Source organism: uncultured Algibacter sp., assembly GCF_905480415.1.
Classification (GTDB): Bacteria; Bacteroidota; Bacteroidia; order Flavobacteriales; family Flavobacteriaceae; genus Algibacter_B.
The window spans coordinates 1-12,450 of sequence record NZ_CAJQQI010000069.1 but is presented as its reverse complement, the minus strand read 5'-3'; the positions used below and the strand labels follow the sequence as shown (position 1 = coordinate 12,450).

Sequence of the window (12,450 nt, the reverse complement as noted above, 5' to 3'; positions counted from 1 at the left end):
CGTCAGTCATAGCAAGACTATCAAGCTTCCTTTTTAATGTGATTTATTAACAATTTAAACGGCTTATTTGGTTGATAAGTATGAGTGCTAAAATTTTGATTTTATAAAGATTTTTTCGTCAATTAGCAATTTACATACAATTTTAGGTATAGTTTTTGACTTTAGTAAAATGTTTTACTATTTTTAATGCAGAAAGCACAAACGATTATGGATGATAATTTTTCCCCAAGAGTAAAAGATGTTATTGCTTATAGCAAAGAAGAAGCTTTGCGTTTAGGTCACGATTTTATTGGCACTGAACATTTAATGTTAGGGCTTTTACGTGATGGTGATGGAAAAGCAATAAATATACTTAATACCTTAAATATTGACTTAAATCATTTAAGGCGCAAAGTTGAAATATTAAGTCCGGCGAACCCTAATACGACTATAGCTTCTAATCAAAAAACAAATCTACACCTTACAAGGCAAGCAGAACGCGCTCTGAAAACCACATTCTTAGAAGCAAAATTATTTCAAAGCACGTCAATTAACACAGCACATTTATTGCTTTGCATTTTAAGAAACGAAAACGACCCCACTACAAAGCTATTAAATAAGCTTAAAGTTGACTACGATAATGTTAAAGAACAATTTAAACTTATGATTACAAACGATAATAATTTTACGGAACCTAAGTCAGAATTTCAAGACGACGACAATTCTCCTGAAGAGGATTCAACAAAAGATAATATTTTTAATGCTCCTGCTGGAAAGTCTAACAAGAAGTCTAAAACCCCTGTTTTAGATAATTTTGGGCGTGATTTAACAGCGATGGCTGAAGAAGGTAAGTTAGACCCTGTAGTGGGTAGAGAAAAGGAAATTCAGCGCGTTTCTCAAGTTTTAAGTAGAAGAAAGAAAAATAATCCACTTTTAATTGGAGAGCCTGGTGTTGGTAAATCTGCCATTGCTGAAGGTTTAGCGCTTAGAATTGTTAAACGAAAAGTGTCACGTATTTTGTTTAACAAGCGTGTGGTTACTTTAGATTTAGCAAGCCTGGTAGCTGGTACAAAATACCGTGGTCAGTTTGAAGAACGCATGAAAGCTGTAATGAATGAGCTTGAAAAAAATGATGATGTTATTTTATTTATTGATGAAATACATACCATTGTTGGAGCTGGTGGTGCAACAGGAAGTTTAGATGCTTCAAACATGTTTAAACCTGCTTTAGCAAGAGGTGAAATTCAATGTATTGGTGCTACAACTTTAGATGAATACAGACAGTATATAGAAAAAGATGGTGCTTTAGAGCGTCGTTTCCAAAAAGTTATTGTTGAGCCAACTACAGTTGAAGAAACTATTGAAATTCTAAATAATATAAAAGAAAAATACGAAGAGCATCATAATGTTGATTATACTCCGGAAGCTATTGAAGCTTGTGTAAAATTAACAAATAGATATATGACCGAACGATTTTTACCAGACAAAGCTATTGATGCTCTAGACGAGGCTGGATCTCGTGTGCATATTACAAATATAGAAGTGCCAAAGCAAATTACAGAACTTGAAAAACAACTAGAAAGCATTAAAGAAACTAAAAATGCAGTTGTTAGAAAACAAAAATATGAAGAAGCTGCAAAACTTAGAGATGACGAAAAGCGTATTGAAAAAGAACTAACTATTGCGCAAGAAAAATGGGAAGAAGAAACGAAACAGCATCGTGAAATTGTAACTGAAGATAATGTCGCAGATGTGGTTTCTATGATGACCGGAGTTCCTGTGAATAGAATCGCTCAAACTGAGATTAATAAGCTTGCCGATTTACCAAACCTCATAAAAGGAAAAGTAATTGGTCAAGATGAGGCAGTTGCTAAAGTAGTTAAGGCTATCCAGCGTAATAGAGCAGGTCTTAAAGACCCAAACAAACCCATTGGTTCATTTATATTTTTAGGTCAAACCGGGGTTGGTAAAACACAGTTAGCCAAAGTTTTATCTAGCGAATTATTCGATAGTGAAGATTCACTTGTTAGAATTGACATGAGTGAATACATGGAGAAATTTGCTATCTCTAGATTAATTGGTGCACCTCCAGGATATGTAGGTTATGAAGAAGGCGGGCAACTTACTGAAAAAATCAGAAGAAAACCTTATGCTGTTCTTCTATTAGATGAAATTGAAAAAGCACATCCAGATGTATTTAATATGTTGCTTCAAGTGCTTGATGATGGTTATTTAACAGATAGCCTAGGAAGAAAGATTGATTTTAGAAATACGATTATTATTATGACGTCTAATATTGGTGCTCGTAAGCTTAAAGACTTTGGAACAGGTATAGGTTTCGGCACAGCATCACAAAAGGCTCAAGAAGATGACAATGCACGAAGTGTTATAGAAAATGCTTTGAAAAAATCATTTGCTCCTGAGTTCTTAAATAGAATTGATGATGTTGTTATATTTAATGCCCTAGAGAAAGAGGATATTAATAAAATTATTGATATTGAACTAGAGAAACTTTTAACGAGGATTAAAGGCTTAGGCTACATTTTAACACTCACTGAAAGTGCCAAAAATTATATAGCTGAAAAAGGTTTTGATAAACAATATGGAGCAAGACCTCTTAAAAGAGCTATTCAAAAATATGTTGAAGATGCTCTAGCTGAAGAGATTGTGGCATCACATCTGCAAGAAGGTGATCATATTAAAATAGATTTAGACACCAAAACTGATGAATTAAGCATTAGTATTGAGAAAGCTGAAAAGCCGACAGAGTCTTAAATCTAATAAATTTAACACTAATTAAAATCCTACTTTAACCTTAAAGTAGGATTTTTTTTTGAAAAACTGTAACAAATTAAAACGATAAGTATCTATACTATAACAACCATTTTTTTGTGACGCTAACCAAACTAAATACCGAGCAGCTCGTTACCCTTTGTAAATCTGGAAATCAATCTGCGCAATTAGAGATTTATAATAGGTATTACAAAGCTATGTATAATGTTTCATTACGGATTGTAAAAAACAATTTTGAAGCTGAAGACATTATGCAAGATTCGTTTTTAACGGCATTTACAAAATTAGAAAGCCTAAAAAACATAGCAACTTTCGGACCATGGCTAAAACGGATTGTTATCAATAACAGTATTTATCATTATAAGAAAACCATTAAAAATAATGAAGTTCCTATTGATGATATATTATACAAAGTTGAAAATGAAGAAGATGGAATTAGTAGTGATTATGAATTTACAAACTTAAAAGCGCAGCAAGTTTTAAATTCTATGAAAACACTGAAAGACAATTACAGATTAGCTTTAACCTTAAACCTTATTGAAGGTTATGACATTGAAGAAATTAGTAAAATAATGAACATATCTAATGCGAATTGTAGAACTACAATTTCTAGAGCGAAAGAAAGTTTAAGGAAAAAATTACAAGTAGTTAACGCTTAAAGAAAACATAATGAGTAAAAACAAAATAGACAACTTATTTAAAAGTCTTGAAAATAAATTTGATACAGAAAACCCAGATTTAGGACATCAAGAACGATTCTTTCAAAAATTAAAAACTCAAGATTCAAGTTTAAATAAGAAGAAAAAGAATTTATGGAAGCCTTTTATAGGCATCGCGGCTTCTGTCACTCTTATAATTACCTTGTTTATTGGAAGCCTGCAACAAAACGAATCAAGAGATTTAGCCAGTGTGTCTCCAAAAATGGAAGAAACACAAAACTTTTTTACTTCAGCTATTAATGAAGAATTAAATAAACTAAAAGAAGAGGCTTCACCCATAGCTCAAAATCTTATAAATGATGCTTTAAAGCAAATAAAAATACTGGAAAACGACTATACAAAGTTAAAAGTAGATTTAACAAATAGCGGTGATGATAGTCGCGTTATATATGCCATGATTTCCAATTTTCAAAATAGAATAGACATCTTAAAAAACACATTAAATCAAATAGAAATCGTAAAACAATTAAAAAACTCATCACATGACACGAGCACGACAATTTAAAACTATTCTGGCATTTTTAATGCTGCCCCTAGTTATTTCGGCTACACCAGAAATAAAGAACAAACATGAAAAAACAAAAACTATCAATAAAGAATTTGCAGTAAATTCTAACGCTACTTTAAAAATAAATAATAGTTATGGAAATATAGATGTTATTACTTGGAACGAAAATAGAATCGTATTTGAAATTAAAATAACAGCTTCTGGCAATAATGAAGAAAAAACAGAAAAGCGATTAAATGAAATTGATGTAAAATTTTCGGCATCCAAAGATTGGGTAGCGGCAGAAACATTATTCGGAAAAAAGAGTTCAAATTCTTGGTGGAATTGGGGCAGTAAAAATGATGTGAATATAAAAATAAATTATGTTGTTAAAATGCCTATTTCGGGAAAGGTAAACCTAAACAACGATTATGGAAATATTAATCTAGATAAGCTCAAAGGTAAAGCAGAAATTAATTGTGATTATGGCAAAATTACCACTAAAGAGTTAATGGCAGAAGGGAATGTTTTTAATTTCGATTACACAAAAGGAAGCTATTTTGAATATATAAAAAGCGGAAAAATAAATGCTGATTATAGCGATTTCACCATTTCTAAAACAAAAAATATAGATATAAATGCGGATTACACAAATTCAAAAATTGAAATTGCTGAAGATGTAAATTACAACTGTGATTACGGAAGTATAAAAATAGACAAAGCAAATAATATTATTGGAAATGGCGATTATTTAACTACTGTAATTGGAGATATTTATAAGAGTTTGACACTTAAAGCTGATTATGGATCCATTAAAATAAACCGTATGAACGAAAATGCACGTAACGCAACTATTAAATCTGATTACACAGGTATTAAAATAGGATATGCTTCTACTTACAATTTCAACTTTACTATTGATTTAGACTATGGCTCATTAAGAGATAGCGACAACTTAACAATTACAAAAGAAATAAAAGATTCATCAGATAAATTCTATCAAGGGTATTATGGCAGTTCATCATCGACCAATAATATATCTATTGATTCTGATTACGGAAGCGTAACACTTTTTAAAAACTAATTTATCAAAAAACAAACAGTTTTGTATAAAAACGCCACGCAATGAGTGGCGTTTTCTAATGTATCTTATTTTCTTTTGGCACTCTAAACAATAATATAATTCCACCCAGAAAGAAAAGAACCAAGAACAAAATACCATTACGCATACTCCCCGTTATTTGATCTATAAATGCGAATATAACCATGCCAATAACAATCCCTATTTTTTCTGCAACATCATAAAAACTAAAATAAGAAGTAGTGTCTTCTGTCTCTGGTAAAAATTTTGAATATGTAGAACGCGCTAGAGACTGCACTCCTCCCATTACCAAACCAACAAAGCTCGCTGCTATATAAAACTGCATTGGGGTTTTCATTAAATAAGCATAAAAACATAATGCCATCCATATAAAATTAACAACAATTAGTGTTTTAATATTCCCGAATTTTGAAGATGCTCTAGATGTTAAGAACGCGCCTAATATTGCTACCAATTGAATAACCAAAATACTTATTATTAATCCCATTGTTTTATCACTTTCTCCTCCCCATGAAATTTCTTCTTCGCCAAAATACACTGCTACAAGCATAATGGTTTGTACCGACATACTAAACACAAAAAAAGCATACAAATATCGTTTTAGTCTTAAGTTCAATTTTAATTGATTCCAAACCTGACGCAATTCTCTTAATCCATTAAAAATTACAGCTTTTGTTACTTTATGACCAGAGGACACACCTTTAGGTAAATAATAAAATGAATATTGACTAAACAAAGCCCACCAAATACCAACTGTTATAAATGATGTTTTCATAGCCTGAAAAGACGCAATATCTTTCGCTGCATTCATAGCCTCATTAATTTCAGTTTCTGATCCATTTTCCATTATAGAATTCGATATACTAATATCAAACCCAAATAACTGTGGAAACATAACCATCAGTAAATTAAAAATGAGTAGAAGCACACTCCCTAAATAACCTAGTGAAAAGCCTTTAGCACTAACAAAATCTTGTTGTTCAGGAAAAGCGATGTCTGGCAGATAAGAATTGTAAAATACCAAACTCCCCCAATATCCTATCAAACCCATAAAGTAAAACAGCAAACTTAAATGTATTTTTTCTGGCGCGATATCGAACCAATATAAACCAATACAACCAGCACTTCCGACATAACAGAAAAATTTTAAAAAACTTTTTTTATTTCCAACATAATCGGCAACACCAGAAATGATTGGCGATGTAAATGCGACTACTAAAAATGTAAATGCGGTTACAAAAGTAATTAGTGCGGTACTTTTAAACTCAAACCCAAAGGCCCAAACTGTTTTGATTTGCGAGGTACTCTTAATAAATAAAGCTGAATAAAATATTGGAAATATAGATGACGCTATAGTAAGCGTATAAACTGAATTGGCCCAATCGTAAAAAGCCCAAGCATTAAGAAGCTTTTTACTTCCTTTTTCTAATATTGCCATAATAAAAAAGCTGCCCTTTTATGAGCAGCGTCTAAAATAATCAATATTTTTATTTATAAAGTCATTTATTTTTGTCTAAATGTCGTAACACCAAATTTTTCAGCTTCTACTTTGGCTTTTGGCGCCCATGCTTTTAGGTTAGCAATTCTAGTATCGTTTGATGGGTGTGTACTTAAAAACTCAGGCGGTGCTTGTCCGCCACTATTGGCCTTCATTCGTTTCCATAGTTTAGAAGCTTCTTCTGGATTATAACCCGCAATAGCCATTAAATAAATCCCAATTTGATCAGACTCTGTTTCATGACCTCTACTAAAAGGTAACATAACACCAACTTGTGATCCTACACCATAATACTGATTAAACGCATTTCTTGATTTTTCGTCTTTAATAGCAATATTACCTGCTACAGCTCCAAATTGCTGCAACATTCCTGCGCTCATACGCTGCTGTCCGTGATTCGCTAAGGCATGTGCCACCTCATGTCCCATAATAGCTGCAACACCTGCTTCATTTTCAGCTATTGGTAAAATACCTGTATAAAACACAATTTTACCACCTGGCATACACCAAGCATTAACTGTCTTATCATCAACCAAGTTGTACTCCCATTTATAATCTTTTAAATAAGCTTGATGCCCATTAGCATTTAACCACCTTTCAGCAGCAACAGCAATACGCTGCCCCACCCTAGTTATCATCTCAGAATCTTTAGTTCCTGTAACTATTTTATTTTCATTGAGGAACTGACTATATTGAGCAAAGGCCGTAGGAAATAATTGGGAATTCGGAACTAATGCCATGGTTTTCTTTCCTGTAAAAGGATTAGTAGCACATGCAAAAACTAAAGTCACAATGGCTATTAAAAAAAATGTATTTTTTATCTTCATCTTTCAAAGGTTTTATCTGATTCTTAAAAATACAAAAATTGTATCTTTAATCTTTAGACACTAAAGTTGTTTATTTGTCACCCAATATCAAAAATAAAAAACATTGAACATTAAACAGAACTTAATCAGTATTTTATTATTGTTATGTTTTATGTTATATACCGACTTAAATATTTAAAACTAATAATTATGAATAAAATATTAATGGTTTTTGCCTTAACTCTATTTTTCAACTGCAACTCTTCAGCACAAAAAAAATCAAACGAGAAAACAGAAATTTATAAAGTCATGAAAACTGAAGCTGAATGGAAAACTCAGTTAACGGCAATAGAGTTTAATGTATTAAGAAAGGCGGGTACCGAACGTGCATTTACTAGCCCGTTTAACAAAAATAATGAAGCAGGTATTTATATATGTAAAGGTTGTGACACACCCTTATTTAAAAGTGAACATAAATATGATTCTAGATCAGGATGGCCAAGTTTTGATAGAGAGGTTGAAGACAATGTTGCATTTTCAACAGATTACGATTTAGGTTATGCTAGAACAGAAGAACATTGTGCCACTTGCGGTGGACACTTAGGTCATGTTTTTAATGATGGCCCAAAAAACACTACTGGTAAGCGTCATTGTATAAATGGAGTTTCACTTAAGTTTATTGAAAATAAATAAATATATATAGTTGGCAATATAATTAGTAGCTGAACAAACTTTTTAACGGAAGATGGAGAAAAAGAATGGCGACGAAGAGATAAAGAATTTACTCAAAAAAAAACCTCCAAAATTTAATTTGAAGGATTCTTTTTATTACACTTAAAATTTATTTTACTGACAACACTCGTAATGAATAATAACCATTCTCCCCTGTTATTTCACCTTCATCATTAAAATCATGAGTCATCATTAATGGTAATTTTACTTTTTTTCCATCAGACTTTCTTGTCATTCTCGCAATCCACCAAGACTGTACAACTTTAGCATTCCCTAACTCATATTCTAAATAATCGGGATATCCCTGAACATCAATGCTAGTAATAGTCCAATTTTCGAGCATTCCTAAAAACCCTTCTTTTTCTTCAGCTAAAGTAGCCCTTACACCCTCAGCCATGTCTAAATTACTAAAAGTTGCATCTTCAGTAAAATAGCTAAACCCTTTGTCAGCATCACCATTTTCCAAAGCACCCATCATTAATCTAACGGTATTAATATTATCATGGTTGTTATAAATTGTACCGTTTGTTCTCGACGCAAAACTACTTCTTCTTTCTGCCCAAGGTAAATCATTATCATAGGTAATCATGCTTTTAACTTTATTATCATCTGTCATTTGATAAAGACGATGTATTGGCATATCAATTCTTACGCCAGTTTTAGCGTCAATTGCTTTTAAGTGATCCCATGTTTGCACCCACAACCCTGTGTCGCCTTTATATTTTATTGCATCAGGATAAGCCCCAGATGTTCTTTTATAACTCGAGTATAGTAAATTTTCTTTAACCCATTTTACACCATTTAAAAAATTATCCTTGGGATTTCCTTTAGCGTCTTTATTTGTACTTACGCCATCCCAAGCCTTAAAATCATCGGTTAAATAACTTGCTACTTTATCTGCATCTCCATCAAAATAGGCTTGCATCATGGTTTCCACTGCATTTATTGCAGGATGCTCATTGTAAACGGTTCCGTTTTTTTTTGTTTGCGAAAACATGATGCACGTGAAAAGCATCATGATAATAATGACATGTTTTTTCATTTTTAAAAAGGTTTTTGTTGATTAATATCACTCAATTTAATCAAAATAGCTGAAAAAACGACGTTTACAGTCAGATATTTTATATAGATGTTGTATTAATCATTCTACTAATTACTTTTTAAGTCTCTTTTTAAAAGGTCTAATTATTAATCGAGCTTCTCGATCAAAGCGGACATAATTATATACCCAATTTACAAATACCACCATTCTATTTCTAAAACCTATTAAAAAGAAAAGATGTACAAACATCCAAACATACCATGCGAAAACACCTTGAAATTTATAATGTTGCAAATCTACAACCGCTTTGTTTCTTCCTATGGTAGCCATAGCACCTTTATCTTTATAAACGAAGGCTTTCATTGGTTTTTGTTCAATAAATTTTAAAATATTTTCTCCAAGTTGGTCGCCTTGTTGTATGGCAGGTTGAGCCATCATAGGAAAGCCATGTGGAAACGCATCTGAAACCATACATGCAATATCACCAATAGCAAAAATATGTCTGAACCCTTTTACTTGATTGAATTGGTTTACTAATAATCTATTCCCTCTGGTTACGAACTCCTCTGCATCTAAACCTTTTATAGTAGCGCCTTTAACACCTGCAGCCCAAACTAAGGTTGCTGTTTCAAAAGTTAAATCGGTATTTGTGGTTACCGTTTTTCCATCATAGCTTGTGACCCGAACGTTTTTCCAAATATTTACACCTAACTTTTCAAGAAAATCTTCTGCCTTTGCCGAAGCCTTTCCACTCATCCCTTTTAATATACAATCACCAGATTGAACAATATGTATTTGTGCCGAGCGTGTATCTAAATCCGGGTAATCTTTAGGGAGAATCCCTTTCTTTATTTCTGCTAAAGCACCAGCAAGCTCTACTCCCGTTGGCCCACCTCCAACAATAACAAAGTTCATTAAAGCATTTCGTTCGTTTAAATCTGAAGTCAATAAAGCTTCCTCAAAATTTTCAAGAATTAAACTTCTTAAATTTAAGGACTGTGGTATGGTTTTCATTGCCATACTATGCTTTTCTATTTCAGAATTTCCAAAAAAGTTTGTTGTAGAACCTGAAGCCACAACCAAATAATCAAATTTTAAATTACCAATATTTGTTTTTACTTTGTTCTTATCTGTATCTATTTCTTCAACAACCGCCATCCTAAAATAGAAATTAGGAAAGTCTTTTAAAATTTTTCTTATTGGGTAAGCAATAGAATCTGGTTCTAAACCTCCAGTAGACACTTGATACAATAAAGGCTGAAATGTGTGATAATTATTCTTATCTAAAAGCACAACTTGCACTTCTTGCTTCGATAATTTTTTTGCAAGGGCAACCCCAGCAAAACCGCCACCAATAATTACAATTCGAGGGTAACTGGTTTTAGTGATGTTCAGATTTTTATCCATGATGGCAAAGGTAGCAAAAGATATAAATTTATAGGTTTCTAAAATTTATTATTCAAATTCGATTTTGTAAATTCGCAGCTTAAACTTTAACAGATGAGTAAATACGATATTATTGTTCTTGGAAGTGGTCCTGGTGGTTATGTAACAGCTATTAGAGCATCACAATTAGGTTTTAAAACCGCTATTATTGAAAAAGAAAATCTTGGTGGCGTATGCTTAAACTGGGGTTGTATTCCAACAAAAGCTTTATTGAAATCTGCGCAAGTATTTGAATATCTTAAGCATGCAGAAGATTATGGTTTAACTGTTAAAGATGCTGCTCATGATTTTGATGCTGTAGTTAACCGTAGTCGTGGTGTTGCAGATGGTATGAGCAAAGGTGTTCAGTTTTTAATGAAGAAGAACAAAATTGACGTTATTAATGGTTACGGAAAGATTAAACCAGGAAAAAAAGTTGATGTTGATGGAACAGAATATAGTGCCGACAATATTATTATTGCTACAGGAGCCCGCACTCGCGAGTTACCAAGTTTACCGCAAGATGGAGAAAAAGTAATTGGATACAGACAAGCCATGACCTTAAAGAAACAACCTAAGAAAATGATTGTGGTTGGTTCTGGTGCTATTGGAGTTGAGTTTGCTTATTTCTATAATTCTATGGGAACCGATGTCACTATTGTTGAATATTTACCTGGTATTGTTCCTGTTGAAGATGAAGATATTTCTAAACAATTAGAACGCTCTTTTAAAAAGAGTGGCATTAAAATTATGACTTCTGCTGAAGTAACCTCTGTTGATACTTCTGGAAAAAGCGTAAAAGCTACAGTAAAAACTAAAAAAGGCGAAGAAGTTCTTGAAGCTGATATTATTTTAAGTGCTGTTGGTATTAAAACTAACATTGAAAACATAGGACTTGAAGACGTAGGTATTGTAGTTGATAGAGATAAAATTATTGTAAATGATTTTTACCAAACCAACATACCTGGTTATTATGCTATTGGAGATGTAACGCCAGGGCAAGCTTTAGCTCATGTCGCTTCCGCGGAAGGGATTCTTTGTGTTGAAAAACTTGCAGGACTGCATGTTGAAGCTATTGACTATGGAAATATTCCTGGGTGTACATATTGTTCTCCAGAAATAGCATCTGTTGGTTTAACTGAAAAGCAAGCGAAAGATAAAGGTTTAGATATTAAAGTCGGTAAATTCCCATTTTCAGCATCTGGTAAAGCCAGTGCTAGTGGAACTAAAGAAGGTTTTGTAAAAGTTATCTTTGATGCCAAATATGGCGAATGGTTAGGATGTCATATGATTGGTGCTGGTGTTACTGATATGATTGCTGAAGCTGTTTTAGGTAGAAAACTTGAAACTACTGGTCATGAAGTGTTAAAAACAATTCACCCTCACCCTACCATGAGTGAAGCGGTGATGGAAGCTGTAGCTGATGCTTATGATGAGGTAATTCACTTATAGACTATAAAAATTGTTAGACATAAAAAAAGTTCCAGAAATAAATTTCTGGAACTTTTTTTATGTCTAACACTTACGTTTGTAAATCTCTAAAATTCTAATTCAAAAAACTTTGAATTGCCAACTCATAACTCTGCAAACCAAAACCAAGAATTACGCCCCTAGCGTTTGGTGATATAAACGATTGATGCCTAAACTCTTCTCTATTAAACGTGTTAGAAATATGAACTTCTACAACGGGTGTTTCTATTGCTTTTACAGCATCGCCAATACCTAAAGACGTATGTGTGTAAGCTGCAGCGTTTAAAATGATACCATCACAACTAAACCCCACTTCTTGCAGTTTATCAATCAACTCACCTTCTATATTCGATTGAAAATAATCTATATGAACTTGAGGATATTTTTCTTTTACTTC

The 12,450-nt window shown here is 32.6% G+C and carries 11 protein-coding genes and 1 pseudogene; 7 read left to right on the top strand and 5 right to left on the bottom strand.

What is annotated here, in order from left to right; all coding sequences use genetic code 11:
• Positions 1 to 207 precede the first annotated feature (207 nt).
• The 4 genes from QZ260_RS05425 (at position 208) to QZ260_RS05410 (ending at position 5,062) form a co-directional block, all read left to right on the top strand.
• A complete protein-coding gene (locus QZ260_RS05425) occupies positions 208 to 2,754 on the top strand; it encodes an ATP-dependent Clp protease ATP-binding subunit (RefSeq protein ID WP_295983723.1) in 2,547 nt (848 codons plus the stop codon).
• Positions 2,755 to 2,870: 116 nt separating this feature from the next.
• Positions 2,871 to 3,431: an RNA polymerase sigma factor gene (locus QZ260_RS05420; protein WP_295983659.1), complete on the top strand. Its 561-nt coding sequence runs from the start codon at positions 2,871 to 2,873 to the stop codon at positions 3,429 to 3,431.
• A gap of 10 nt (positions 3,432 to 3,441) precedes the next feature.
• Entirely contained in the window at positions 3,442 to 3,996 is a 555-nt protein-coding gene (locus QZ260_RS05415) for a hypothetical protein (protein ID WP_295983656.1), read from the top strand.
• The gene (locus QZ260_RS05410; protein WP_295983652.1) at positions 3,974 to 5,062 is read left to right on the top strand and encodes a hypothetical protein; all 1,089 of its coding nucleotides are present in this window, start codon (positions 3,974 to 3,976) and stop codon (positions 5,060 to 5,062) included. Before QZ260_RS05415 ends, QZ260_RS05410 begins: the two co-directional genes overlap by 23 nt.
• Positions 5,063 to 5,117: 55 nt before the next feature.
• Here the strand turns inward: QZ260_RS05410 and QZ260_RS05405 are convergent, their stop codons facing one another.
• Positions 5,118 to 6,518 (bottom strand): MFS transporter, encoded by a 1,401-nt coding sequence (locus QZ260_RS05405; RefSeq protein WP_295983649.1) that lies wholly within the window; start codon positions 6,516 to 6,518, stop codon positions 5,118 to 5,120.
• A gap of 65 nt (positions 6,519 to 6,583) precedes the next feature.
• A complete protein-coding gene (locus QZ260_RS05400; RefSeq protein WP_295983647.1) occupies positions 6,584 to 7,405 on the bottom strand; it encodes a M48 family metallopeptidase in 822 nt (273 codons plus the stop codon).
• A 189-nt stretch (positions 7,406 to 7,594) separates the two neighbouring features.
• Between QZ260_RS05400 and msrB the strand changes: the two genes are divergently transcribed.
• Entirely contained in the window at positions 7,595 to 8,077 is a 483-nt protein-coding gene (gene msrB, locus QZ260_RS05395; protein ID WP_295983644.1) for a peptide-methionine (R)-S-oxide reductase MsrB, read from the top strand.
• 3 nt (positions 8,078 to 8,080) lie between these two features.
• A pseudogene (locus QZ260_RS05390) lies at positions 8,081 to 8,185 on the top strand (DUF1572 family protein); the annotation flags it as partial.
• A 40-nt stretch (positions 8,186 to 8,225) separates the two neighbouring features.
• Here QZ260_RS05390 and QZ260_RS05385 read toward each other — a convergent pair.
• On the bottom strand, positions 8,226 to 9,158 hold the full coding sequence (locus QZ260_RS05385) for a nuclear transport factor 2 family protein (protein WP_295983642.1): 933 nt from the start codon (positions 9,156 to 9,158) through the stop codon (positions 8,226 to 8,228).
• Between the two features lie 111 nt (positions 9,159 to 9,269).
• Positions 9,270 to 10,553 carry an NAD(P)/FAD-dependent oxidoreductase gene (locus tag QZ260_RS05380; RefSeq protein WP_295983721.1) on the bottom strand — a complete coding sequence of 428 codons (1,284 nt, stop codon included), beginning with the start codon at positions 10,551 to 10,553 and terminating at the stop codon, positions 9,270 to 9,272.
• A 105-nt stretch (positions 10,554 to 10,658) separates the two neighbouring features.
• On the opposite strand from QZ260_RS05380, the gene lpdA reads away from it, so the two are divergent.
• Entirely contained in the window at positions 10,659 to 12,035 is a 1,377-nt protein-coding gene (gene lpdA, locus QZ260_RS05375) for a dihydrolipoyl dehydrogenase (protein WP_295983641.1), read from the top strand.
• 94 nt (positions 12,036 to 12,129) lie between these two features.
• Here the strand turns inward: lpdA and QZ260_RS05370 are convergent.
• Positions 12,130 to 12,450: type II 3-dehydroquinate dehydratase (locus QZ260_RS05370; protein WP_295983639.1), on the bottom strand; the 321-nt coding region annotated here is incomplete at its 5' end.

Bases quoted from the DNA above. Each gene is read 5' to 3' on its own strand.
- QZ260_RS05425 (WP_295983723.1), top strand. From the start codon at position 208: ATGGATGATAATTTTTCCCCAAGAGTAAAAGATGTTATTGCTTATAGC.
- QZ260_RS05415 (WP_295983656.1), top strand. From the start codon at position 3,442: ATGAGTAAAAACAAAATAGACAACTTATTTAAAAGTCTTGAAAATAAA.
- QZ260_RS05410 (WP_295983652.1), top strand. From the start codon at position 3,974: ATGACACGAGCACGACAATTTAAAACTATTCTGGCATTTTTAATGCTG.
- QZ260_RS05405 (WP_295983649.1), bottom strand. From the start codon at position 6,518: ATGGCAATATTAGAAAAAGGAAGTAAAAAGCTTCTTAATGCTTGGGCT.
- QZ260_RS05400 (WP_295983647.1), bottom strand. From the start codon at position 7,405: ATGAAGATAAAAAATACATTTTTTTTAATAGCCATTGTGACTTTAGTT.
- msrB (WP_295983644.1), top strand. From the start codon at position 7,595: ATGAATAAAATATTAATGGTTTTTGCCTTAACTCTATTTTTCAACTGC.
- QZ260_RS05385 (WP_295983642.1), bottom strand. From the start codon at position 9,158: ATGAAAAAACATGTCATTATTATCATGATGCTTTTCACGTGCATCATG.
- lpdA (WP_295983641.1), top strand. From the start codon at position 10,659: ATGAGTAAATACGATATTATTGTTCTTGGAAGTGGTCCTGGTGGTTAT.